This is a genomic window from Streptomyces sp. CA-179760 (assembly GCF_050937045.1).
GTDB lineage: Bacteria > Actinomycetota > Actinomycetes > Streptomycetales > Streptomycetaceae > Streptomyces.
Genome location: NZ_JBNJLZ010000001.1, coordinates 6,094,192 through 6,116,684, shown reverse-complemented (window position 1 = coordinate 6,116,684; position 22,493 = coordinate 6,094,192). Strand labels below are relative to the sequence as shown.

At 71.5% G+C, this 22,493-nt stretch carries 21 protein-coding genes; 9 read left to right on the top strand and 12 right to left on the bottom strand.

Annotated elements, in window-relative coordinates; translation table 11 throughout:
• Positions 1–27 precede the first annotated feature (27 nt).
• The 3 genes from ACQEV8_RS27910 to ACQEV8_RS27900 are packed head-to-tail and all read right to left on the bottom strand — an operon-like array spanning position 28 to position 3,627.
• Complete coding sequence (locus ACQEV8_RS27910) at positions 28–966, bottom strand: N-acetylneuraminate synthase family protein (RefSeq protein ID WP_432965494.1); 939 nt, start codon at positions 964–966, stop codon at positions 28–30.
• Positions 967–979: 13 nt separating this feature from the next.
• Entirely contained in the window at positions 980–2,245 is a 1,266-nt protein-coding gene (locus ACQEV8_RS27905) for a cytidylyltransferase domain-containing protein (protein ID WP_432965491.1), read from the bottom strand.
• A 35-nt stretch (positions 2,246–2,280) separates the two neighbouring features.
• On the bottom strand, positions 2,281–3,627 hold the full coding sequence (locus tag ACQEV8_RS27900; RefSeq protein ID WP_432965488.1) for a DUF6716 putative glycosyltransferase: 1,347 nt from the start codon (positions 3,625–3,627) through the stop codon (positions 2,281–2,283).
• A gap of 198 nt (positions 3,628–3,825) precedes the next feature.
• Between ACQEV8_RS27900 and ACQEV8_RS27895 the strand changes: the two genes are divergently transcribed.
• The 4 genes from ACQEV8_RS27895 to ACQEV8_RS27880 all read left to right on the top strand — a co-directional run bounded on the left by ACQEV8_RS27895 (position 3,826) and on the right by ACQEV8_RS27880 (position 8,538).
• Positions 3,826–4,812 (top strand): glycosyltransferase family 2 protein, encoded by a 987-nt coding sequence (locus ACQEV8_RS27895; protein WP_432965485.1) that lies wholly within the window; start codon positions 3,826–3,828, stop codon positions 4,810–4,812.
• The gene (locus ACQEV8_RS27890) at positions 4,812–6,143 is read left to right on the top strand and encodes an alpha-2,8-polysialyltransferase family protein (RefSeq protein ID WP_432965482.1); all 1,332 of its coding nucleotides are present in this window, start codon (positions 4,812–4,814) and stop codon (positions 6,141–6,143) included. The genes ACQEV8_RS27895 and ACQEV8_RS27890 overlap by 1 nt, the downstream gene beginning before the upstream one ends.
• A gap of 253 nt (positions 6,144–6,396) precedes the next feature.
• Positions 6,397–7,551, top strand: a complete 1,155-nt coding sequence (locus tag ACQEV8_RS27885; protein WP_432965479.1) for an acyltransferase family protein — start codon at positions 6,397–6,399, stop codon at positions 7,549–7,551.
• Positions 7,552–7,614: 63 nt separating this feature from the next.
• Complete coding sequence (locus ACQEV8_RS27880; protein ID WP_432965476.1) at positions 7,615–8,538, top strand: class I SAM-dependent methyltransferase; 924 nt, start codon at positions 7,615–7,617, stop codon at positions 8,536–8,538.
• Between the two features lie 9 nt (positions 8,539–8,547).
• On the opposite strand, the gene ACQEV8_RS27875 is transcribed toward ACQEV8_RS27880, so the two are convergent.
• Positions 8,548–9,198: a TetR/AcrR family transcriptional regulator C-terminal domain-containing protein gene (locus ACQEV8_RS27875; protein WP_432965473.1), complete on the bottom strand. Its 651-nt coding sequence runs from the start codon at positions 9,196–9,198 to the stop codon at positions 8,548–8,550.
• 76 nt (positions 9,199–9,274) lie between these two features.
• On the opposite strand from ACQEV8_RS27875, the gene ACQEV8_RS27870 reads away from it, so the two are divergent.
• Positions 9,275–10,681, top strand: coding sequence for an FAD-dependent oxidoreductase (locus ACQEV8_RS27870; protein WP_432965470.1), 1,407 nt, complete (start codon positions 9,275–9,277; stop codon positions 10,679–10,681).
• Between the two features lie 4 nt (positions 10,682–10,685).
• Here ACQEV8_RS27870 and leuE read toward each other — a convergent pair whose 3' ends face one another.
• Both leuE and ACQEV8_RS27860 read right to left on the bottom strand, forming a co-directional pair.
• Positions 10,686–11,339 (bottom strand): leucine efflux protein LeuE, encoded by a 654-nt coding sequence (leuE, locus tag ACQEV8_RS27865; protein ID WP_432965468.1) that lies wholly within the window; start codon positions 11,337–11,339, stop codon positions 10,686–10,688.
• 57 nt (positions 11,340–11,396) lie between these two features.
• Positions 11,397–12,977 (bottom strand): acyl-CoA mutase large subunit family protein, encoded by a 1,581-nt coding sequence (locus ACQEV8_RS27860; protein ID WP_432965465.1) that lies wholly within the window; start codon positions 12,975–12,977, stop codon positions 11,397–11,399.
• A 149-nt stretch (positions 12,978–13,126) separates the two neighbouring features.
• On the opposite strand from ACQEV8_RS27860, the gene ACQEV8_RS27855 reads away from it, so the two are divergent.
• A complete protein-coding gene (locus tag ACQEV8_RS27855) occupies positions 13,127–13,987 on the top strand; it encodes a L,D-transpeptidase family protein (protein WP_432965462.1) in 861 nt (286 codons plus the stop codon).
• Positions 13,988–14,167: 180 nt separating this feature from the next.
• Here ACQEV8_RS27855 and ACQEV8_RS27850 read toward each other — a convergent pair whose 3' ends face one another.
• From ACQEV8_RS27850 to ACQEV8_RS27830, 5 genes are all read right to left on the bottom strand, one after another.
• Complete coding sequence (locus ACQEV8_RS27850) at positions 14,168–15,208, bottom strand: hypothetical protein (protein ID WP_432965459.1); 1,041 nt, start codon at positions 15,206–15,208, stop codon at positions 14,168–14,170.
• On the bottom strand, positions 15,208–15,882 hold the full coding sequence (locus tag ACQEV8_RS27845) for an RNA polymerase sigma factor (RefSeq protein ID WP_432973044.1): 675 nt from the start codon (positions 15,880–15,882) through the stop codon (positions 15,208–15,210). Before ACQEV8_RS27845 ends, ACQEV8_RS27850 begins: the two co-directional genes overlap by 1 nt.
• Positions 15,883–16,226: 344 nt before the next feature.
• The gene (locus ACQEV8_RS27840; RefSeq protein WP_432965456.1) at positions 16,227–16,607 is read right to left on the bottom strand and encodes a nuclear transport factor 2 family protein; all 381 of its coding nucleotides are present in this window, start codon (positions 16,605–16,607) and stop codon (positions 16,227–16,229) included.
• A gap of 205 nt (positions 16,608–16,812) precedes the next feature.
• The gene (locus ACQEV8_RS27835; protein WP_432965453.1) at positions 16,813–17,577 is read right to left on the bottom strand and encodes a cyclase family protein; all 765 of its coding nucleotides are present in this window, start codon (positions 17,575–17,577) and stop codon (positions 16,813–16,815) included.
• Entirely contained in the window at positions 17,574–18,671 is a 1,098-nt protein-coding gene (locus tag ACQEV8_RS27830; protein ID WP_432973041.1) for a DMT family transporter, read from the bottom strand. The genes ACQEV8_RS27835 and ACQEV8_RS27830 overlap by 4 nt, the downstream gene beginning before the upstream one ends.
• Before the next feature lie 137 nt (positions 18,672–18,808).
• Between ACQEV8_RS27830 and ACQEV8_RS27825 the strand changes: the two genes are divergently transcribed.
• Complete coding sequence (locus ACQEV8_RS27825; RefSeq protein ID WP_432965450.1) at positions 18,809–19,729, top strand: LysR family transcriptional regulator; 921 nt, start codon at positions 18,809–18,811, stop codon at positions 19,727–19,729.
• A gap of 49 nt (positions 19,730–19,778) precedes the next feature.
• Here the strand turns inward: ACQEV8_RS27825 and ACQEV8_RS27820 are convergent, their stop codons facing one another.
• Positions 19,779–20,720, bottom strand: a complete 942-nt coding sequence (locus ACQEV8_RS27820) for a ScbA/BarX family gamma-butyrolactone biosynthesis protein (RefSeq protein WP_432965447.1) — start codon at positions 20,718–20,720, stop codon at positions 19,779–19,781.
• Positions 20,721–20,860: 140 nt separating this feature from the next.
• Between ACQEV8_RS27820 and ACQEV8_RS27815 the strand changes: the two genes are divergently transcribed.
• Together ACQEV8_RS27815 and ACQEV8_RS27810 are read left to right on the top strand one after the other, a co-directional pair.
• Positions 20,861–21,523, top strand: a complete 663-nt coding sequence (locus ACQEV8_RS27815; protein ID WP_432965444.1) for a ScbR family autoregulator-binding transcription factor — start codon at positions 20,861–20,863, stop codon at positions 21,521–21,523.
• On the top strand, positions 21,520–22,488 hold the full coding sequence (locus ACQEV8_RS27810) for an NAD-dependent epimerase/dehydratase family protein (protein ID WP_432965441.1): 969 nt from the start codon (positions 21,520–21,522) through the stop codon (positions 22,486–22,488). Before ACQEV8_RS27815 ends, ACQEV8_RS27810 begins: the two co-directional genes overlap by 4 nt.
• Positions 22,489–22,493 lie beyond the last annotated feature (5 nt).

The window sequence follows — 22,493 nt, the reverse complement described above, 5'->3', positions numbered from 1 at the left end:
GTAAGGGGGGTTGTGGAGGGTGTGGGATCAGACGCCTACCGGCTCGCCCGCCGCGTCGGCGATCTCCGCCTCGGCGACCACACCGCTGACGCGGCGCAGCTTCTTCATCGGGCCGAGCTCGGACTCGTAGACCTTCTTCACGCCGTCACCGAGGGAGGCCTCGATGGTGCGGATGTCGCGGACGAGGCGGGAGAGGCCCTGCGGCTCCACGGAGGCGGCCTGGTCCGAGCCCCACATGGCGCGGTCGAGGGTGATGTGACGCTCGACGAAGGTGGCGCCCAGGGCGACCGCGGCGAGGGTGGTCTGCAGACCGGTCTCGTGGCCGGAGTAGCCGATCGGGACGTTCGGGAACTCGCCCTGCAGGGTGTTGATGACGCGGAGGTTGAGCTCCTCGGCCTTCGCCGGGTAGGTCGAGGTGGCGTGGCACAGCAGGATGTTCTCGCTGCCCAGGACCTCGACCGCGTGGCGGATCTGCTTCGGGGTGGACATGCCCGTGGAGAGGATGACCGTGCGGCCGGTGGCGCGCAGGGCGCGCAGCAGCTCGTCGTCCGTGAGGGAGGCCGAGGCGACCTTGTGCGCCGGTACGTCGAACTTCTCCAGGAAGGCGACGGCCTCGGTGTCCCACGGGGAGGCGAACCAGTCGATGCCGCGCTTCTTGCAGTAGGCGTCGATCTGGCCGTACTCGTCCTCGCCGAACTCGACGCGGTGGCGGTAGTCGATGTAGGTCATCCGGCCCCAGGGGGTGTCGCGCTCGATGTCCCACTGGTCGCGCGGGGTGCAGATCTCCGGCGTGCGCTTCTGGAACTTGACCGCGTCGCAGCCGGCCTCGGCGGCGGCGTCGATCAGCTTGAACGCGTTCTCGATGTCGCCGTTGTGGTTGATGCCGATCTCGCCGGTGACGTAGACGGGGCGGCCGGGGCCGGCCTCGCGGGTACCGAACTTGCGGATGCGGGAGTTGTTGCTCATGGCGCAGATGTCCTTACTTGGTGAGGGAATCGAGAGAGGGGCCGAGGATCCAGCTGGCGATCTCTCGGATCGCGCCGTCGCCACCGGGGACGGTGGTGACCGCGCGTGCGGCGCCGCGCACGACGTCGTGGGCGCTCGCGACCGCCACGGGCCAGCCCGCGAGGGCGAAGCACGGGAGGTCATTGACGTCGTTGCCGACGTAGAGCACGCGCTCCGGCGCGATGCCCTGCTCCTCGCACCACTGCTTCAGCGCGAGGTCCTTGCGGTCGATGCCGTGCAGCACCGGGAGCTTGAGCTTCCGGGCCCGGGCGGCGACCACAGGGTTCTGTTCCGTGGACAGGATCAGCATCTTCAGGCCGCTCCTGCGGAGGGCCGCGATGCCGAGTCCGTCCCCGCGGTGCACGGAGACGAACTCCCGTCCGTCGGAGTCGACGAGCACCCGGTCGTCGGTCTGGGTGCCGTCGAAGTCGAGGACGACCGCGTCGATGTCGTCGGCGGTCGGGAGCGCGCCGGGCCGGTCCGCGTCGAAGAGCGGGGCCAGGGCCCGGGCGCGGGCCAGGTCGTGTGGATCGTCGATCTCCAGGACCCGGGCGGGGTCGGTGCGCACGAGTTCCGTGCGGCCGAAGAAGCGGTGCTGGTGCTTGCGGAAGCCGGTCGCCTCCATGCCGTAGGCGGCGCCGGTCTCCAGCAGGTCCTGGGGACGGTCCTGGCGGCGGGGGCGGAAGGACTTGTCGTGGTTGACGCCGTAGCCGCCGCCGACGGCCGCGTCGGCCTCCGCGACGGTGCCGGCCGCGACCTCGTCATCAGCGTCGCGCCAGACGAACCCGTGGAAGGGCGCCACGGTCACCGCGGTGTCGGCGCCGTTCTCGACGATCGCGCCCGCGACCCCGTCGATGTCCTCGCGGACGATGAACGGGCTGGTGCACTGCACCAGCAGCACCACGTCCACGACCGCGCCGTGCAGGGCCTCGTGCGCGTCCACGGCGTGCAGGACGGCGGCCTCGGAGGTGGCTGTGTCGCCGGCGATGGCGGCGGGCCGCAGCACGACCTCGGCGCCGGCCTCGCGGGCGGCGGCCGCGATGGCCTGGTCGTCGGTGGAGACCACGACGTCCGTCACGAGCCGGGCGGCGCGGCACTCGCGCACCGCACGCGCCACCAGCGGGACGCCGCCGACGGGGAGGAGGTTCTTCGCGGGCACGCCCTTGGAGCCGCCGCGCGCGGGGATCACCGCGAGCACACGGCGCACCGAGGCGCCTTTGCCCGCTTCCGGTTGTGACATGGGGACTACTCCTTGGGCAGGGGATTCGGGGCGGCTCACAGCTCGCCCATCCGCCGGATGACGGGCGCCACGCGCTGCACGCCGTGCCGGTAGGCGCCGCGCGCCGCCCGGCGCACGACCTGCCGGACCGGTCCGGGCTCCTTGTCGGCGGCGGGCGCGCCGGGCAGCGGGGTGCCGTCCGGGCCGAGGTGGTGGCGGGCGAGGATCCCGGGCAGATAGCCGGGCGCGGTGACGGGTGTGTAGTACGGGGCCAGCGGGGGCAGGCCGCCGGGCCGGCCGAGCAGCTCGGTGATGCGTTCGCGGGCCGCGTCGAAGGCGGAGTCGTAGGAGCCGTCCGCGGCGACACCTTGCCGGGCGACCCACTCCTCGTCGGGCGTGGGCCGGTGTCCGGCGTCGAGCTGGTCCCAGGAGGCGAGGCAGCCGGAGCCCGCGAAGTGGTGGTTGCCGAGCGACTCCCGGACGCCGAGGTCGGTCAGGACAACGGTCGGGACCCGGCGGTGCAGCGACTCGAGGGCGGCCGTGGAGCTGACCGTCACCAGCAGGTCGGTGCGGTCGAGGACCTCGCCCATGTTCCCGTAGACCAGGCGGAAGTTGTCCGGCGGATCGAGTCGCTGCACCAGCCTCTGGTACGGCAGCTCCTCGATGTGGGTGGTGTGTTCGCCCGGCTTGGAGCGCAGCTTCAGCAGCACCTCGCGCTCGGGGTGCCTGCGGGCGTGCTGGACCAGCCGGTTCAGCAGGTACGTACGGTCCTTGCGGCTGTCCGGGACAGAGGGCTGGGCGGCGAAGACGACCGTGTAGGGGTCGTGCTCGCCTTCGTGGACCGCACCGCCGAGGAACGGCAGGGCCACCTCGGTCACCGAGGAGGCGTCGGCGCCCACTCCTTCGTAGACGGTGCGGAAGCGGTCCGCGTCCTGACGGGAGTTGGCGAGGACGAGGTCCGCGCCGTGCCGCAGCAGCAGGCCGTCGGCGAGCTTCTCGTAGACGACACCGACGTAGCCGGTGACGACGACGGGCCGCGCGGCGCGGTTCTGCCAGACGCGCGCCAGACCGTGCAGCATCGCCTGCACACCGCCGCCCACGAGGGCGAGGACGAGAAGGTCGTACGACTCCTCCTCCATGGCGCGCAGGAACTCGACGGCGGTGACCTCCCGCAGCGAGTCGGCGCTGACGCCCACTTCCTGAAGCTGGCGCGGTGTGGGCGTGGCCCGGCCGCGCAGCAGGTAGCCGTCGAGGGCGGGGCGGACTTGCGCGCCCTCGCGCGGTCCGGCTTCCATGGACGGGCCCGGGGCGATGCGGTCCGCGGTCAGCGCACCCCATTTCCATCGGGTGTCTGAGTCCGCGAGGACGGCGATTCGCGGGCGCTTCGGTGTACTTGCTGGCACGTCGATGACGCTAGGAAGCGAATCCGAGGTACGGCGGAACCGCGACTCAACGAAAAGTTAACAACACCCCACCGAGAGCCGAACTGGCCCGCCGGAAGGCCGGAAGTACACGGGGTGCACCGTTCTGACACATTGAGTTCACCCGGTGTACGTTCATCGGAAAGTTGCGCTGCCGGGCGGGCTCCTAACGTTTTGCAGGTGCCTAAGCTTTCCGTGATCGTGCCGTTCTACAACGTGCAGCAATATGCCCCGGACACCCTCAGAAGCCTTCGGCTGAACGCCGACCCCGATTTCGAGTTCATCCTGGTCGACGACCATTCGAAGGATGAAACCCCGGCCATTCTCGAACGAGCGGCCGAGGAACTCTCGGACGTCGCCCAGGTGCGCTACATCCGCCATGAGGAGAACGGCGGTCTCGCCACCGCCCGGAACACCGGCCTGGACGCGGCCCAGGGCGAGTACCTGACGTTCCTGGACGGCGACGACTGGCTGGCCCCCGGCTACTTCACCGAACTGGTTTCCGCCATGGACGAGTTGGGATGCGACTTCGTGCGCACCGACCATGTGCAGGCCACCGCGCGCGCCCGTTCCGTGAGCCGGGTGCCGGTCGGCCGCCGCTGGGAGGTGTTCAGCCCGCGGGACGCCATCCTCCCCGCCCACCGCTCGACGTCGGTGGACTACGCCTACGCCTGGGCCGGCGCCTACCACCGCCGCCTCCTCGACAAGGGGGTGCTCCACTTCACCCACGGGCTGCGCACGGCCGAGGACCGGCCGTGGATCTGGAAGCTGCACCGGGAGGCGGAGTCGTTCGCGGTGGTGAGCCTGCTGGGCGTGTTCTACCGGCGCGGGGTGGCCTCGTCGCTGACCCAGATCGGCGATGTCCGCCAGCTCGACTTCATCCGGGCCTTCGACCAGGTGATCGAGGAGACCGCGGCGGACCGGGAGGCCGGCCGGCTGTTGCCCAAGGCGGTGCGGACCTACTGCGCGATCATCGCCCACCACCTCTCCAACGAAGACAGGTTCGAACCGGCCGTGGCGAGGCAGCTGCGGGCGATGAGCGCGGCGGCCATCAAGCGCATGCCGCAGGACGCGCTCGGTGACGCACTGGAGGCGATGGACATGGACCGCTCGTCCAGGCTGCGGCGGCTGCGCCGCAGGGTCACCACCACGGAGGCGGCCGCCTGATGCCCGGGACCACTCAGATCTTCTGCGCCTCGACGCTGTACGGCGTCGCCACCCTGGCCGCCGCGATCGACTCCGACCTGTTCGACGAGCCGGACCGTCGTGTGCTGCTGGTGTTCAACAACTCCGCGACCCCGGAGACCACCCCGGCCCTCGACGAGATGCCGGGCTTCGCGCCGCTGCGCGAGCACTTCGACGAGGTGCTCTCCTGGAACGAGGCGATCCGCCCCTTCCACCCCGGGGCCTGGACGCCGCGCTCCGACGACATCCCCTTGTTCGAGCGCTATCTGCGGATGCTGTGGGGCCTCGGCGACGACCGCGTGAGCCTGGTCCTGGAGTCCATCCAGGTGGCGCCCGCCCTCACGGTGGCCCAGCTGTTCACCGACGCCCCCATCGACGTCTACGCCGACGGGCTGATGAGCTACGGCCCCACGCGCAACAAGCTCGACCCGCTGGTCGGCACCCGCGTGCGGCGGCTGCTGCACCTCGATCTGGTGCCGGGGCTCACGCCGATGCTGCTGACCGAGTTCGAGGTGCCGGCGCATCTGGTGCCGTCGCCCGCGTTCCTGAAGGTGCTGGGCGAGGTCACCGAGACCGTCCCCGAGCTGCCCGATGTGCCCGGCGACGCGGCACTGCTGCTCGGCCAGTACCTGTCGGCGCTGAACATCCTCTCCCCGGAGGAAGAGGAAGACCTGCACGTGCGGATGATGCGGGGCGCGGTCGCCCAGGGGCACCGCACGGTCGTCTTCAAGCCGCACCCGACCGCGCCGGCCCGTTACAACCGCGCCCTGGAGACCGAGGCCGAGAAGCTCGGCGTGGACCTCACCGTGCTGGACACGCCCGTCCTCGCCGAAGTGCTGTTCGACCGGGCCCGGCCCGCACTGGTCGTCGGCTGCTTCTCGACCGCGCTGTTCACGGCCTCGGCACTCTACGACCTGCCGGTCGCGCGCATCGGCACCGAGCTGCTGCTGGAGCGGCTGACGCCGTACCAGAACAGCAACCGCGTCCCCACCACCCTCGCGGACGCGCTGCTGCCCGACCTGGACGGCGGGCAGGACGGCGACGTCCTGTCGGCCGAGCGGCTGTCCGGTCTGGTCACCGCCGTCGGGTTCACCATGCAGCCGCAGATCTACCCGGAGCTGCGCCCGCAGGCGGAGCGGTTCCTCTCCCGGTATCTCGGTCCGCGCACCCGGCGCTACTTCAAGAAGCGCCGTCTCACCTCGCTCGGCCTGCCCGGCGGCATTCCGCAGCGGCTGGCATTCCTGCCGCGCAATTCCACGGCACGCCGGGTGGTCCGGCGGGCCAGGGCGCTGCGCAAGGCGGTGCGCCGCTGAAAACGTATGCCGAGCACCGCAAAGGCGTCGGTCCCCCGCAGGGGTGGACCGGCGCCTCCGCGTTTTCGGCCGCCCGCGACCGAGGCTTCGGCCACCCGTGACCGACATCCAGATGAATCCATGGAAACAGGAAGGCGAAGCCTGTTTCCGTCGAACGTTTAAGCGTCAATTCCCGTCCTAGGGTGACAGGCGGCGCCCTGCCCGCCTACAGGCGGCTCAGGTGAAGGACATACGAGCTACAGAGGTTTCCAGCGTGACCGAGACGGTCGTCAGCACCCGCAAGCCCCGGCCCGAAGTCAGTGTGCTGGTCGAACCACCGGGAGCCACGACCGCCCCGCGGCGCAAGAAGGGCTCCGGCGGCCGGCTGCGTGCCCTGGACGGCCTGCGTCTGGTGGCCGCGCTGATGGTGGCGGCGTACCACTACGGCGGTCGCGACGGTGAGGTCTCCGAGGCCTGGGGCAGTTCGCCCAAGGTCCAGTTCCCCACCCTGCACGAGTTCTTCGCCTACGGCTGCCTCGGCGTCCAGGTGTTCTTCGTGATCAGCGGGTTCGTGATCTGCATGAGCGGCTGGGGCCGTCCCCTGAAGTCGTTCTTCGCCTCCCGCGCCTCCCGGTTGCTGCCCGCATACTGGGTGGCGGTCGCGATCGTGACGGTGGTGTTCGCCCTGCCGGTGGTGGCCTACAAGGCGGTGTCACCGAGCGACGCGCTGGTCAATCTGACCATGCTGCAGATGCCGCTGGGCGTGGACCGGGTGCTCGGGGTGTGCTGGACGCTGTGGGCGGAGGTCCGCTTCTACGCCCTGTTCGCGCTGTGCGTGGTGCTCCCCGGGGCGAGCCGCCGCCGGGTGATCATGTTCTGCGCGGGCTGGATGCTGGCGGCGGTGATAGCGGACAACGCGAACATGCCGCTGCTCGACATCGTCCTGATGCCCGAATACGCCCCGTACTTCATCGGCGGTGTCGGCCTCTACCTCGTCCACCTCGACCGGCGGGACGCCTACGCGTGGGGCATCGTCGCCGTCAGCTGGCTGATCGGGCAGCACTACGCGGTGCGGAGCCTGTGGCACGCGGCCGGCGCGGACGGCTTCTCCTACCGCTCCTCGACCGGCATCGTCCTCGTCGTGACCTTCGGCTTCCTGGCGGTCGCGGCGATCGCGCTGGGCTGGCTGCGGTGGGCCAACTGGGGCTGGCTGACCGTGGCGGGGGCGCTGACGTATCCGTTCTATCTCGTCCACGAACACCTCGGCTGGGTGGTGATCCACGCCCTGCACCGCGGCCTGGGCTTGCCGTCCGGGGCGACATTCGCCCTGACCGCGGCCTCAATGCTGCTGCTGGCGTGGTTGCTGAACCAGTATGTGGAGAAGCCCCTGACGCCACGGTTGCGGGCAGTGCTGGCGAAGGATCGCTGAGCTGTTCACGGGACGTTCAACCGGCCGTCGGTTCGGGCAACGCTCAGAGAGAAGGCTCGTCTCATGACCAACGCACAAGCGACCGACAAGCACCCCGGCGAACTCACGGATGTTCCGGGCTGGTTCCCCCCGCTGGACCAGATGCTGTTCACCTGGCTCCTGGAGCGGCAACAGAAGCAGGGGATGAAGGGCGACCTGCTGGAACTCGGCGTCTACATGGGCAAGAGCGCGATCCTGCTCGGCCAACACCTCCAGGACGGCGAGAAGTTCACGGTCTGCGACCTCTTCGAGGGCGACGCCCCCGACGGGGCCAACCAGGCGGAGTCGGCGAAGTCGTACGCCTCGCTGACCCAGCAGATCTTCGAGCGGAACTACCTCTCCTTCCACGACGATCTGCCCACGGTGCTCGCCGCCCCCAGCTCCGTGGTACCCGAGAAGGTGGCCCCGGCCAGCTGCCGCTTCGTCCACGTCGACGCCTCGCACCTCTACGAGCACGTGCACGGCGACATCGGCGCGGCCCACGACATCCTGGTGCCCGAGGGCATCGTCGTCCTGGACGACTTCCGCTCCGAGCACACCCCGGGTGTCTCGGTCGCCGCCTGGGAGGCCGTCCTCAACCGCGGCCTGCGCCCGATCTGCCTCAGCACGCAGAAGCTGTACGGCACCTGGGGCGATCCCGAGCCGCTCCAGGAGGAGCTGCTCGAGATGCTGCGGCTGCGCTCGGACGTCGGGCTGAGCGTGCAGTCGGCGGCCGGGCACCGGCTGGTCCGCGCCCGGTCCCGGGGCATGAAGCCGCCGCCGTTCCCGGCCTCCCGGCACTACGTGGCACCGCCGGCGGCACCGAAGGCCCCCGCCGCCGAGGTGACCGAGTCCCGTGCGGGGCGCCCGGCCCGGCCCGCCCCGTCCCGGGCCCGCCGGCTCGCCAAGGACCTGCTGCCGCCCCTGGTCACCCGGGCCGTACGGCGGGCGCGCGCCAAGCGTTCCTGACACGGGGTGTCATGAGACCCCGAAGCGCGCCCCGATCCCGTCGATCACGAGGGCGAGTCCCTCCTCGAAGTGCTGTTCGTAGTCCTCGAAGATCTCCGCGCCCGCCTGGGCCGACAAGGGAAAGTCGGCCATCAGGCGGGCGCGTTCGTGCACGTCGTAGCCCTCGCGGCGCTCGTCCGGCAGGGGCTTCACGCCCTGCTCCTCGATGATGAAGCCGAGCGTGTACATGTACGTGGTGGTGAGCGCGCGGACCGCCTGGGCGAGGGTGAAGCCGGCGGCCGTGAACAGGCGCAGGTTCTCCTCCATCTGCCCGGCGTGCTCGATGCCGGTGAAGCGTGAGCCGCTGAACACCTTCGCGCCGTCCCGGTAGCCGAGCAGGGCCGTACGCAGCCCCCGGTTGGCCTTCAGCAGCCGTTCCCGCCAGGTGTCGGCGGGGTCGAGCGAGGCCCCGGCGACCATCCGGCGGTACATCTCCGTCGCCATCTCGTCGAGCAGCGCCTGCTTGTCCTTGAAGTGCCAGTAGAGGGCGGGCGCCTTCACGTCCAGCTCCCGGGCGATGGCCCGCAGGGTCAGGCCGTCCAGGCCCACCTCGTTCAGCAGCCGCAGGGCGGTGTCCGCGACCCGCCGCCGGTCCAGGGGCTCACGTCGTTCCGTACTCACGCTTGACAACTTAACACCGTTAAGGCCACTCTCGGGAACGAGAGGGCACTTAACAGCGTTAAGGAAAGGGTGGATCATGGACACGGACGTGCTGGTGGTGGGCGCGGGCCCGACGGGCCTGGCACTCGGTATCGACCTCGCCCGGCGGGGCGTGGCCGCGCTGGTCGTCGAGCGGGCGGAGGCGCTGTTCCCCGGCTCGCGCGGCAAGGGCATCCAGCCGCGCACGATGGAGGTCTTCGACGATCTGGGCGTGCTGGACGCGATCCGCGCGGCGGGCGGCACCTACCCGGTGGGGATGATCTGGCAGGACGGCAGGCGGGCGGGCGAGCACCGGATGTTCGACGCGGCCGGGGCGAGCGAGGACGCGCCGTACACGGAGCCGTGGATGGTGCCGCAGTGGCGCACGCAGGAGATCCTGCACGCGCGGCTGACCGGGCTGAGAGGAGAGGTGGCCTTCGGACGGGAGCTCGTCGGTCTGACGCAGGACGCGGACGGGGTGCGCGCGGAATTCGCCTCGGGCGAGCCCGTCACCGCCCGGTACGCGGTCGCGGCGGACGGCGGCCGCTCGACGGTGCGCAGACTGCTCGGCATCGGCATGGCGGGCGAGACCCTCGACCCGAACCCGACGCTGGTGGCCGACGTCCGGATCAGCGGCCTGGACCGGGACAACTGGCACATCTTCCCGCCGGGCGGGGACGGCGACGGCTTCCTCGCGCTCTGCCCGCTGGCCGGCACGGAGGACTTCCAGCTGATGGCCCAGTTCCCGGACGGGACGGCACCGGACCTCTCACTGGAGGGCATCCGGAAGGTCGTCGCCGCCCGCTCGCACCTCGCCCCCGAGTCTGTGACCGAGCTGCGCTGGGCCTCGGACTTCCGCCCCCGGGCGGCCCTGGCGGACCGCTTCCGCTCCGGGCGGGTCTTCCTCGCCGGTGACGCGGCCCATGTGCACTCCCCCGCCGGCGGCCAGGGCCTCAACACCAGCGTCCAGGACGCCTACAACCTCGGCTGGAAGCTCGGCGCGGTGCTGCGCGACGGCACGGAGGCGACCCTGCTCGACTCCTACGAGGAGGAGCGTCGGCCCATCGCCGCCGACATGCTCGGACTGTCCACCAGCGTGCACCGCGGCGAGACCCGGCGCGGCGAGGCGACACGTCAGCTGGGCCTCGGCTACCGCGCGTCCTCACTCACACGGGAGACCCGCACCGACCCCGGACCGGTACGGGCAGGCGACCGCGCACCCGACGGGACGGTGGACGGGACCCGCCTCTTCGACGCGTTCCGCGGACCGCACTGGACGCTGCTGGCCCTGGGCGGGGCATGGCCTCCCGCCCTCGGCGAGCGGGTGCGGACCGTCCAGGGCCCGGCGCAGGGGGCCTACGGGGCCGGGCTGTTCCTCGTACGGCCCGACGGATACGTCGGCTGGGCCGGGGACTCGGCGGCCGGGCTGACGGAGTACTTCGCCCGGTTCGGCCGGAGCCGGTGAGGCGCTACGCGCCGCTCGCCAGTGACAGCTTCACCGCGAAGCCCAGGAACAGGGCTCCCGCCGCCGACGTGGCGCCCGCGGCGAGCCGCTTGCGGCTGCGGAAGGCGGCGGCCAGCCGGGTGCCACCGAATATCAGCGCGCTGAGGTAGAGGACGCTGGCCAGCGTGGCGAAAGCGCCGAGGACGACGAAGGAGACGGCCGGGTAGGCATAGCCCGGGTCGACGAACTGCACGAAGAAGGCGACGAAGAACAGGATCGCCTTGGGGTTGAGGAGGCTGATGACCAGCGCCCTGCGGAAGGGCCGCTCATCGGCGGCGGCCCCGGCCGCGCCCGCGTCCACGGCCCGCTCACGACGGGTCCGCCACAGCCCCCAGGCGGCGCGCAGCATCCCGACCGCCAGCCAGGCCAGATACCCGGCGCCGGCGTACTTCACGATCCCGAACAGCACGGCGTTCGCCTGGAGCAGAGAGGCGACCCCGGCCGCCGACAGCGTCATCAGCACCGAGTCCCCGCACCACACCCCGGCCGCGGCCCGATACGCGGTGCGCGTACCGCGTCGCGCGGCGACGGAGATCACGTACAGCGAGTTGGGACCGGGCAGCAGGACGATCAGGACGAGGCCCACAAGGTAGGTGGGCAGATCGATGACACCGAGCATACGAAGGAGTGTCGCACGGGAGTCTGACACTCCCCTCCCCCGGTCACCGGCCCCGGTTCAGAAGACGTCCGAGGGGACATACGCCCCCCACACCTCCCGCAGCGCGTCGCACACCTCACCCACGGTCGTCCGTGCCCGCAGGGCCTCCCGCATCGGGTACAGGACGTTGTCCGTACCCCGTGCGGCCTTCTTCAGGGCCGCGAGCGCGGTGTCCACAGCCTGCTGGTCGCGCTCAGCGCGGAGCTTGGCCAGGCGCTCGGTCTGCCGGGTCTCGATGGCGGGGTCTACGCGCAGCGGCTCGTAGGGCTCCTCCTCGTCGAGCCGGAAGCGGTTGACGCCGACCACGATCCGCTCGCCGGAGTCGGTCTCCCTGGCGATCCGGTAGGCGCTGCGCTCGATCTCGTTCTTCTGGAAGCCGCGTTCGATGGCGCCGACCGCGCCGCCGAGTTCCTCGACCCCGGCCATCAGCGCGACGGCCGCGGCCTCGACGTCGTCCGTCATCCTCTCGACGACGTAGGAGCCCGCGAAGGGGTCGACGGTCGCCGTCACGTCTGTCTCGTAGGCGAGAACCTGCTGGGTGCGCAGCGCCAGCCGCGCGCTCCTGTCGGTCGGGAGGGCGATCGCCTCGTCGAAGGAGTTGGTGTGGAGGGACTGGGTGCCGCCGAGGACCGCGCCCAGGCCCTGCACGGCGACCCGGACCAGGTTCACCTCGGGCTGCTGGGCCGTCAGCTGCACCCCGGCCGTCTGTGTGTGGAAGCGCAGCATCAGCGACTTGGGGTTCCTCGCGCCGAACTCCTCCTTCATCACCCGCGCCCAGATCCGGCGCGCGGCGCGGAACTTGGCGACCTCCTCCAGGAACGTCGTACGGGCGACGAAGAAGAACGACAGGCGGGGTGCGAAGTCGTCGACGTCCATGCCGGCCGCGACCGCCGTACGGACGTACTCCATGCCGTCCGCGAGGGTGAACGCGATCTCCTGCGCGGGCGAGGCACCCGCCTCGGCCATGTGATAGCCGGAGATGGAGATCGTGTTCCACCTCGGGATCTCGGCCTTGCAGTACTTGAAGATGTCGGCGGTCAGGCGCAGCGAGGGCTTCGGCGGGAAGATGTACGTGCCCCGGGCGATGTACTCCTTCAGCACGTCGTTCTGGATCGTGCCGGTCAGCTGGTCCGCGCTGACGCCCTGCTCCTCCGCGACCAGTTGGTAGAGCAGGAGCAGCAGGGCCGCGGGGGCGTTGATCGTCATCGACGTCGAGACCTGGTCCAGCGGGATGCCGCCGAACAGCACCCGCATGTCGTCGAGGGAGTCGATGGCGACGCCGACCTTGCCGACCTCGCCGTGCGCGATCGGGGCGTCGGAGTCGTGGCCCATCTGGGTGGGCAGGTCGAAGGCGACCGACAGCCCCGTCGTGCCGTGGGCGATGAGCTGCCGGTAGCGGGCGTTGGACTCCGTCGCCGTACCGAAGCCGGCGTACTGGCGCATCGTCCAGGGACGGCCGGTGTACATCGACGGGTACACGCCCCGCGTGAAGGGATACGCCCCCGGCTCCCCCAGCTTCTCCGCGGGATCCCAGCCCTGGAGAGCCTCCGGTCCGTAGACCGGCTCGATGGGCAGCCCGGACTCCGACTCACGCGCCATGGTGTGATGCCTCCCGCCGAACAGTGGGTGGTCGGGACCTCGCTCACCACCATGCCCCCTGGTTCGCGACGGGTCACGCCGGGGGAACATCCCAGGTGACATCCGGGCACACCGGTGAGACGACAGGGGGCCGCGTGCGTACTACGGGCATGGGGAGAGCGATCGCAGCGGCACTCGCCGCGCTGGCCGCACTGGCCGCGCTGCCCGGCTGCACGGTGCAGCCGCCCGAGGGTGAAGGAAAGCGCCGCTCGCCGGTGCACATCGAGTTACCCGACGGCACCCCGTCCCCGGCGCGCACCCCTACCGGCGACGGCAGCCCGAGCACGGCCGACGACCCGCCCGACGACGACAAGCCCAGGGCGGCACCACCTGCCCCGGCCCGGGTGCTGTGGTCCCGTGGCTCCACCGGGCGGGACGTCCGGGAGCTCCAGGCCCGGCTGCGGCAGGTCGCCTGGCTCTTCGAGGGGCCGACCGGGACGTACGGCGAGCAGACGGAGCGGGCGGTCAGCGGCTTCCAGGGCAAGCGCGGGCTGCCGCGCACCGGGCGGATGGACACCGTCACCTGGCAGCGGCTGCTGCGGATGACCCGCGAGCCGGGCCGGTGGGACCTGTACCTGATGGGCGGCCAGCCGGCCGACCCGCCGGACCCGCGCTGCACCAGGGGCCGGGTGCTGTGCATCGACAAGACCAGCAGGACACTGCGCTGGATGATCGACGGGCGGACCGTGTCGACGGTGGCGGTCCGCTTCGGCTCGAGCGGCACACCGACCCGGGAGGGTGTGTTCTCCGTCTACTGGAAGTCCCGCGACCACGTGTCGACGCTCTACGACTCCCCCATGCCCTACGCGATGTTCTTCAGCGGCGGCCAGGCCGTGCACTACTCGGCGGACTTCGCCGCCCGGGGCTACGCGGGGGCCTCGCACGGCTGCGTCAACGTACGGGACGAGGCGGCGATCGCGGAGCTGTACGCGCAGGTCCGCGACGGCGACAAGGTCGTCGTGTCCTGGTGAGACCGCGGGAGAGAAGATGGGGCGCGGGCGGGACCGGGGGAACGTGTCCCGCCCGCGCTCAGGTGCACGAGCCGTAGGTACGGGGGGAACCCCGGCTCTGTGCGACGGCCGATGACCAGTCGGCTCACTCATTACTGCGCCGGGGCGGCCGAAAACGTCACACCCTCGGCCAGGAGATTTTCACCGAGTACGAAAGCGCAGGTCGGAGGGGGTGAGGGACTGCCGGGAGTGACTGCGGTCGGCGTGGTCATCGTCGTCGTTCCGGTTGTGCCGGTTGCGGTCCTGCTTGCGGTCCCCGTTTCGGTCCCGGTCCTTGCTCTGGTTCTTGCTCTGGTTCTTGTTCTGGTGCCTGCCCTTGTCGCCGTCCTCGTCGTCGCCGTCCGTGGAGCGGGTACCGGTCGTGGACAGGACGCCCTTGCAGTACTTCCACACCCGGGTGCCGCCCGCCGCCTCCCGCAGGGCGCGCCTGCGGTCGGCGTTCAGCCGCTTGCCGTCGCGGAGGTCGCGGCAGGCGGAGGTGATCTTCCTGCGGCTGTCGCCGGGGCGGTCTTCCCGCTCGCCGGGGCCGGGCTTCGGGGCGGCGTCGTCGCGTGCCTCGTCCCTTCCCGAGGCACCGGAGCCGCCCGTCGCGGGGCCGCTCGGGGCGTCGTTCAGGCCGTTGTCCGGGGTGGATCCGCCCTGCACGGCGTCGCTCGGCGAGGGCGACTTCAGCGGGCTCTCGGGAGGAGAGACGGCGGCGGACACCGAGGCACCGGGGCCGGGCTCGTCGCCGCCGAACGGTGTGAAGACTCCGGTTCCGGCCGCGACCGCGATCCCGCCGGCCATTCCGACGGCCAGCACGGCGGCCAGGGCGAGGCGTGCGGGACGCGCCCAGCGGGGCCGCCGGGCGGCGCCGGATCCGCCGCCGCGCGAGTTTCCGATCCGGACCAGTCCGGCGTCCACGACCTCGTCAGCGGGCTGTCCGCCCGTGGCCCCTGTGGCCGCGAGGGCCGTGGCGGCGTCGGCCCGTTCCGCGCGCACCTTGCGGAAAGCGGCCATCGCCGCGGCCTCACCGGGGAGTTCCTCGCTGGTCAACGGGGGTGACGCGGACAGCGCACCGAGGGTTTCGGCAAGTCGTTCGGCCTGGGCCCGGTCGGCGCCGTCGACAGCTTCGAGTGGCTCTCCGCTCAGCAAACGCTCCGCCGTTTCGCGGTCCAGCCACCTGTACTGCTCGTCGGCCATCACACATCCTTCTGCGTCCGCGGGACGCTTTGCGTCACACCTGCGGACGTCACCGCACCGCCGCGCGGTTCTCTCTGGGGCGGCAGGGCGTCGAGCACCCCGGCCGATTCCGGATCGGCCTCCGGGTCGTCGCCGAGCAGTTCGGCGAGCCGCCGCAGACCCCGGTGCGCCGCCGTGCGGACAGCGCCCGGGCGCTTGCCGAGCGTCTCCGCGGCGGACTTCGCGTCGAGCCCCACGACCACCCGCAGTACGACCGCTTCGGCCTGGTCCTGCGGCAGCCGGGCGATCAGGGAGAACGTGCCGTCCGTGGCGAGCGCCTCCATGGCCTCGCCCGCGGTGTCGGACTCCGCGGCCCGGCCGGTCAGTTCGGTCTCGTCACCGCCGATCGCGGGCCGGCGCCCGCGCATGCGTATGTGGTCCAGCGCGCGATTTCGGGCGATACGGGCGGCCCAGCCGCGGAAACGGTCCGCGTCGCCGGTGAAACGCTCCAGGTCACGAGCTATCTGCAGCCAGGCCTCGGACGTCACGTCCTCGGCGTCGGGGTCACCGACCAGCGTCCTTACATACCCGAGCAGCCGCGGGTGCACGGCTCGGTACACAGTCCGGAACGCGGTTTCATCTCCGTCCTGTGCCGCACGCACCGCGGCGGTCAGCTCCGCGTCGTCCCCCAGCACCGCGCGCCCTTCTGCGCCTGAGCCGGCGCCGCTCTCGCGGACCGGGTTCTCGCCGTCGTGGTTCCTCAAGTGATGGTTGCGGTGTCAACTCCGCAGGTGGTTGCGGTGGTCCTGCCGCCTTCGCGTTGGCGCGAAAGGCACGTTACGTCCTGAAACCATGCCCCGTCCATGTCCGTCCAGGATGCAACTAAGCCGTGACCCGCCGGGGTGTGACAGAAAACGCAGACATGGCGCTGTAGGGAGTACGGGCCGCCGCGCGGCCCGTGCCGCGCGACGGCCGGGGCCTCTCCTGTGGGGGGTGGCGGCCTCGGCCGTTGCCATGGCACCGCCGGCTCCCACCCCGCCTAGAACATGGTGTTGTCGTTCTTGGAGGTGGGCGGGATGACCTGGAGGACGTCCCAGTGTTCGACGATCTTGCCGTCGGCGTCGAAACGGAAGATGTCGATGCCCGCGTACTCCTCGTCGGGCCAGATCTGGTGGCAGTGCAGGATGACGTGGTCGCCGTCGGCGAAGGCGCGCTTGCACTCGACGCTCTTGCCCGGGTACTCGGCGGCCATACGCTCGAAGTAGTCGATGAACGCCTGCTTGCCGTCGCCGACGTGCGGGTTGTGCTGGATGTAGGTGTCGCCGGCGTACTGGTCGATGGCTTCGGCGGGGCGGCACTCGTTGAACATCAGGTGGTAGAAGGCCTTGGCCGCGGCCTTGTTCTGCTCCGGGTCGCTCATGAGGCCACCCTAGGTCCGGCAGCCGGGTGCGGGACGGTGAGCGCGTCGAGCAGGTGGTCGGCCCCGGCGGGGCCCCGCCCAGCCACTTCTGGAGCCGGTGGCCCGCGGGGAGACAGGGAGTGTCGACGAACTGGGGGCCGACGCGGACGTTGCCCTCGAGCGGCACCCGGTCGACCAGGCGTGACTCACAGAGGCAGCGGCGGGCTCACTCCGCCGGACGCACGGCGAACACCCGTGCCGGGAAACCCGAACCGCCCTGGGGCTTGGGCCAGGTGGCGATGATCAGGGCGCCCGCTTCGGGGAGCTGGTCGAGGTTGGCCAGGAGTTCGATCTGCCAGCGGTCGCGTCGCAGGACGTATGCCTCCAGGCCGTAGTCGCCCGAGGAGGCGGCGAGGCCCGGGTCGGTGTCGGACTGCTCGTGACCGATGGCGGTGACCCCCGCGTCCTCGAACAGATACCGCAGCACCTCGGCCGACCAGCCCGGCGTATGGCTGACGCCCTCCTCGTCCCGGTTGGCCAGCGCCACCGGGTCCGGCCAGCGCCGGCTCCACCCGGTGCGCAGGGCGACGAACGAGCCGGACGGGACACGGCCGTTGCGCTCCTCCCATGACCGCACGTCATCCAGGGTGGGCGTGGCATCGGGGTCGGTCTCCACCCGGGCGGTGATGTCGAGCACCACCAGCGGCAGGATCATCTCCTCGACCGGGATGCGGTCCAGCGCGCGGGCCCCGGCCACGAAGTGGGAGGGCGGGTCGACGTGCGTGCCCCACTGGCCGGCCAGTGTGTAGCGGTGGACGGTGAAACCGTCGCCGCGCTCCAGGTCGAAGAGCGTCTCGCGCCGTTCGTCCCCGAAGCCCGGGAAATGCGGCTGCCCCGGCCGGAAGGCGTGGGTGAGGTCCGTGAAGAGCGCCTTCTCGGTCAGCGCGCGATACGCCGACCAGAGCAGGGGCTCGGATACGCCGAAGGTCATCGTGCGTTCTCCAGGAGGGTGGGCCGGGCACCGTCTGTCGTGGTGCCACCGCGGGTCGGCTCCGGAGCAGCCGGCTCCTCGGCGGCGGGCGGCGCGGACGCTTCGGAAACCGAGCGTGCGAGGCCGTGCTCCCCCGCGTGCTCGGACGACGCCGACTCCCCGGAAGCCCTCCCCTCGTCACCCGGCCCCTCAAAGCCCCGTCCCTCATCCCCCGAATCCGACGCCACCGCCACCGCCGTCTTGCGCCGAGTCAGCCCGACCCCGACCAGCACCACGACCATGCCCAGTACCACCCGGACACTGAGGCTCTCGCCCAGGACCACCGCGCCGAGCAGGACGGAGACGACCGGCAGCAGGTAGCCCACCACGGCCGCGTTGGTGGCGCCCTCGTCGTTGATGATGCGGTAGGTGAGGTGGAAGGTGATCGCCGTGCAGAAGACGCTCAGGACGACGGCCGCGGTCACGACGGCCGGGCCGACGTCGACCGACTCCAGGCCGCCCACCGGCATCGCGAGCGCGGTCAGCCCGCTCGCCGCCACCAGCTGGGCGGCGGAGAGCGAGATGGTGGGTGTGCCCTTGCGTACCAGCGTGCGGCCCATGTAGGTGAACGCGACGGCGTAACTGGCGGCCGCGCCGAGGATCGCGAGGGCGCCCCAGCCGGTCGCGCCGGTCGTCTGCCAGGGGGCGAAGATCACGATCGTCCCGGTGAAGCCCAGCAGCAGGCCCGCCAGCCGTACGGGACGGAGTCCGCGTTCCGAGCCGAGGGCCAGGCCGAGGGCGATCGACCAGAGCGGGGTCGTGGCGTTCAGGGCACCGGCGAGACCCGAGTCGACCGTCTGCTGGCCGAGGCTGAACAGCGCGAACGGCAGCGCGTTGCAGAAGAAGGCCGCGACGGCGATGTGCCGCCAGACGGCCACGCCCCGGGGCATCCGATGCCCCGTCGCGTAACAGGCGACGACGAGGACCAGCGCACCGAGGGCACAGCGGACGAACGTGACCTGGAGCGGGGAGAGCCCGCGCAGCGCCAGCTCGATCCAGAGGAAGGTCGATCCCCACAGCAGGGCGAGCACGGCCACCCTCGCCCCGCCCCACAGACTCCGCGTACCGCTGTTCACGATGTTCCCTCCGTCCCATGACACCCGGTGCGTCCTCGTCCCGGTCCTATGAAGGTGCCTCAGTCAAGCTTTGAGGACAAGCAAATGGTTCTACCTATTCTGTTAAGCTCAGCTACATGCTTGATGTGAGACGGCTCCAGGTCCTGCGCGCGGTGGTCACCAGCGGCACGGTCACCGCCGCCGCGGCCCACCTCGGCTACACACCGTCCGCCGTGAGCCAGCAGGTGGCGGCACTGGAGAAGCAGGCCGGCACGGCACTGCTGGAGCGGATCGGCCGAGGGGTGCGCCCCACGGCCGCGGGTCTGCTGCTCACCGAGCACGCGGCGCTGATCAGCTCGGCGGTCGCGCAGGCGGAGTCCGCCCTCGCGGACCTGCGCGCCGGGCGCACCGGTCTGCTGTCGGTCCGCTACTTCGCCACGGCCGGCTCCACCCTGGTGGCGCCCGCCCTGGCCCGGCTGCGCACCGAGCACCCCGGCGTACGCGTCGACCTCGAACTCACCGACCCGGAGGACCCGCTCCAGGAGGTGGTGCGGGGCCGGGCCGACCTGGCCGTGGTCGTCCAGGCCGGTGACCGCGCGGGCGACGGCTTCCGGCTCGTCCACCTCCTCGACGACCCGTACGCCGCCGTACTGCCCCTCGGACATCCGCTCGCCGGCAAGGAAGCCGTCGACCTCCATGAGCTGTCCGGTGAGCAGTGGGTGGGCAGCGAGCCCCCCGGCCCCTGCCTCGAACCCGTCATCGACTCCTGCGCGGCGGCCGGCTTCAGCCCCGACTTCGTCATCCAGAGCGAGGACTACGCCACCGCGCAGGGCTTCGTCGCGGCGGGTCTCGGCGTCGGCCTGATGCCGGGGCTGGGGCTGCGCAACCAGCACCCCGGCGTCGCCGTACTCCCGGTCCGCAACCCCGAGCCGGTCCGGGTGATCTCGGCGGCCGTACGGGAGACCGCCCTCGAACAGCCCGCCCTGCGCGGCCTGCTGGACGCACTGCGGGACGCGGCCGCCACCGCCGACCCGCCCGGCGGACCCGGGGCGGACTGACCGCCGCCCATGGGGCGCGGGTCGGCACAGCGAGCGGAAGAGGCACATGTCAGACGCGATGGGCGGTGGAACCGGCGGGCGCGGCAGCCAGGGTCACCACGCTGGCGAAGATCTCCTTGCCGTGCTGCCGGGCGCTGATCCTGACCTGGTCCGGGTCCGCCAGCTGCTCCGCCTCCAGCCAGCAGGGGACGTCCATCTCGGCGTACCGGACGAAGTCGGTGTCCATGCCGGTGACCGTCACCGTGTCGGGGTGGGCCGTGGCCAGCGCCGCCTGGCGGGCGGCCTCCAGCAGCAGCATGCCCGGGGCGTGGTCCACGAGGTGGTCGAAGAGGATGGGGTGCGTCGTGTCCACCCGCAGCTGCCAGCGGTCGGGCCGGTCGGTCGCGGCGAGCACCACGTCCTCGAAGCGGTCGCGGCCGAACGGGGTGAGGCCGGCGGGAGGCGGCAGCGGCACGGCGCGCGCGGTGGCCGCGGCCGCGTCGGCGTACGGGCCGCGCAGCCGGTTGTAGACGGTGCGGTCCTGGACGGTGAAGCGCGAGCGCACCGAGGCCAGCGGGCGGCCGGCGCGCTCGACGTCGACCCTCAGGGATATCGCGGACGCCCGCTCGCGACGGTAGGTCACCTCGTCGCAGGTGATGTGCAGTTCCAGCTCGGCCGGGCCCCCGTCGGCGTGGGCGGCCGCCGGGTCGAGCGTCCAGCTGAAGTCCTTCCACAGCAGCTGGTGGCCGAACGGCACGCCGTAGGCGCCGTGGGACAGCAGCGGCAGCGTCTGGCGTACGGTCTCGCTGAGCATCAGCGGGTCGTGCAGACCCAGCCGGTTGACGTAGAACGGGTGGGTGGCGGGCCAGGCGGCCGTGACCGTGAAGGCGTCGGGCGCGGTCCGCCGCCAGCTGCGCAGCAGTACTTCGTCCTGGTTCGTCTTGTGCGTGAGGACGGGCGAAACCGTCTCATAACGGTCTTCGACACTGTGCTGAGCAAGGCTGATGGACATGGTGTTCCCCCCTGATGCGGTGACTCTCTTCTGGGCACGCGCAGGTGAAGCGAAGGCGTTCCCGGTGACAGGACGGCGCCGACGTGAATAAAATAGAGGTCGTTCTTTTTGTTTGTCTACGGGTGTGAGGGAGTCTGCCGATGGCACGACAACGGCAGGAACGCGCGGAACGGACTCGGGCCGCGCTCATCCACGCTGCTGCGGAGGTGTTCGACCAGGCCGGGTACCACGGCGCGGGTCTGAACGCGATCCTGCAGAGAGCCGGCATCACGACCGGAGCCATGTACTTCCACTTCAAGTCGAAGGAGGAACTGGCCCGCGCGGTCATCGTCGACCAGGCCGCCGAGCTGCAATGGCCCCAGGGCAAGAAGGGGTTGCAGCAGCTGATCGACGTGTGCCAGTACCTGGCCGTGGAGATGCGCTCCAACGTGCTGTTCCGGGCGGGCGTCCGGCTCGCCGTCGAGCAGAGCGAGGTGAACCTGCTCGACTACTCGATCTACGACTGGTGGTCCGAGCAGTTCCGCACCCATCTGACCGAGGCGCGTGAACTCGGCCAGCTCAACCCGGAGGTGGACGAGACCGCGTTCGCCCAGGTGATCGTCGCCTCGTACACCGGTACGCAGATCATGTCCCGGCTCTCCACCAACCGGTCCGACCTGCCCACACGCATAGAGAACATGCTGCGATGTCTGCTGCCGGCCATCGCGCCGGCGGAGACCGTCGCCTCGCTGGAGTTCCCGGGGAACGGGGAGACCGCGGGGGAACCGGTGGCGGCCGAGCCTGAGGAGGGTGCGGCTTCATGACACCTGTCCGGGTGTTGCTTACCGGCTCGACCGGGTTCGTCGGGCAGGCGGTCCTGCGCCGGCTGCTGCGGGCACACGGGGCGGACGGGCGGGGGGTCGAGGTGCGAGCCGTCGCCCGCGCGGTTCCCGCCGGCACGGGTGAGCGGGCGGGCGTGGAGTGGGTGCGCGCGGACCTGTCGGACCCCGCGTCGCTCCACGGGGCCGCGAGCGGTACGGACGTCCTCGTCCACCTCGCCTGCCGGGTCTCCGGCGGGACGGAGGAGTGCGAGCGGACGAACGTCGGCGGCACCCGGGCGATCGTCGACGAGGCGCGGCGTGCGGGGGTGGGGCGCATCGTCCAGCTGTCCACGGCGGCGGTGTACGGGCCCGGTCCGCACCGGGGCATCCCCGTCGACGGGGTCGTGCCCGCGCCCGTGTCGGCGGCCAGCCGTACCCGGTTGGCCGCCGAGCGGATCGCGCTCGACGCGGGGGCCGTCGTCCTGCGCCCCGGGCTGGTCCTCGGTCCCGGGGACCGCTGGGTGGTGCCCGCGCTCGGCGAACTGCTCCAGCGGGTGCCGGCCCGCTGGGACGGCGGGCGCGGACTGGTCTCCGCCGTGGACGTCGACGACCTGGCCCGCCTCGTCACCGCCCTGGTCACGGCACCGGACAGCGGCGCCGTGGCCCCCGGTGTCCACCACGCCAGCCATCCGGTGCCGGTGCGGGGCGGCGACCTCATGGCGGTCCTCGCCGAGCTGGACGTACTGCCGTCGGCCGGCGCCGACGACTGGGCCTGGGAGAAGTGCCTCGCGCGGCTGCGGGAGACGCCGGGGCGTATCAGCGAGCGGCAGTTCGAGCTGCTGGCGCGGGACCACTGGTACGAGAGCGAGCGGATCTGGCGGCTCTCGGGCTGCGCCCCCGGACCCGGACCGCTGGAGCGGCTGGCCGGGGCGGCGGCCTGGTACCGGGAGCATCTGGGCGTCGGGTGACGCCC

Bases quoted from the DNA above. Each gene is read 5' to 3' on its own strand.
- ACQEV8_RS27910 (WP_432965494.1), bottom strand. From the start codon at position 966: ATGAGCAACAACTCCCGCATCCGCAAGTTCGGTACCCGCGAGGCCGGC.
- ACQEV8_RS27905 (WP_432965491.1), bottom strand. From the start codon at position 2,245: ATGTCACAACCGGAAGCGGGCAAAGGCGCCTCGGTGCGCCGTGTGCTC.
- ACQEV8_RS27890 (WP_432965482.1), top strand. From the start codon at position 4,812: ATGCCCGGGACCACTCAGATCTTCTGCGCCTCGACGCTGTACGGCGTC.
- ACQEV8_RS27880 (WP_432965476.1), top strand. From the start codon at position 7,615: ATGACCAACGCACAAGCGACCGACAAGCACCCCGGCGAACTCACGGAT.
- ACQEV8_RS27870 (WP_432965470.1), top strand. From the start codon at position 9,275: ATGGACACGGACGTGCTGGTGGTGGGCGCGGGCCCGACGGGCCTGGCA.
- leuE (WP_432965468.1), bottom strand. From the start codon at position 11,339: ATGCTCGGTGTCATCGATCTGCCCACCTACCTTGTGGGCCTCGTCCTG.
- ACQEV8_RS27860 (WP_432965465.1), bottom strand. From the start codon at position 12,977: ATGGCGCGTGAGTCGGAGTCCGGGCTGCCCATCGAGCCGGTCTACGGA.
- ACQEV8_RS27855 (WP_432965462.1), top strand. From the start codon at position 13,127: ATGGGGAGAGCGATCGCAGCGGCACTCGCCGCGCTGGCCGCACTGGCC.
- ACQEV8_RS27850 (WP_432965459.1), bottom strand. From the start codon at position 15,208: ATGGCCGACGAGCAGTACAGGTGGCTGGACCGCGAAACGGCGGAGCGT.
- ACQEV8_RS27840 (WP_432965456.1), bottom strand. From the start codon at position 16,607: ATGAGCGACCCGGAGCAGAACAAGGCCGCGGCCAAGGCCTTCTACCAC.
- ACQEV8_RS27835 (WP_432965453.1), bottom strand. From the start codon at position 17,577: ATGACCTTCGGCGTATCCGAGCCCCTGCTCTGGTCGGCGTATCGCGCG.
- ACQEV8_RS27825 (WP_432965450.1), top strand. From the start codon at position 18,809: ATGCTTGATGTGAGACGGCTCCAGGTCCTGCGCGCGGTGGTCACCAGC.
- ACQEV8_RS27820 (WP_432965447.1), bottom strand. From the start codon at position 20,720: ATGTCCATCAGCCTTGCTCAGCACAGTGTCGAAGACCGTTATGAGACG.
- ACQEV8_RS27815 (WP_432965444.1), top strand. From the start codon at position 20,861: ATGGCACGACAACGGCAGGAACGCGCGGAACGGACTCGGGCCGCGCTC.
- ACQEV8_RS27810 (WP_432965441.1), top strand. From the start codon at position 21,520: ATGACACCTGTCCGGGTGTTGCTTACCGGCTCGACCGGGTTCGTCGGG.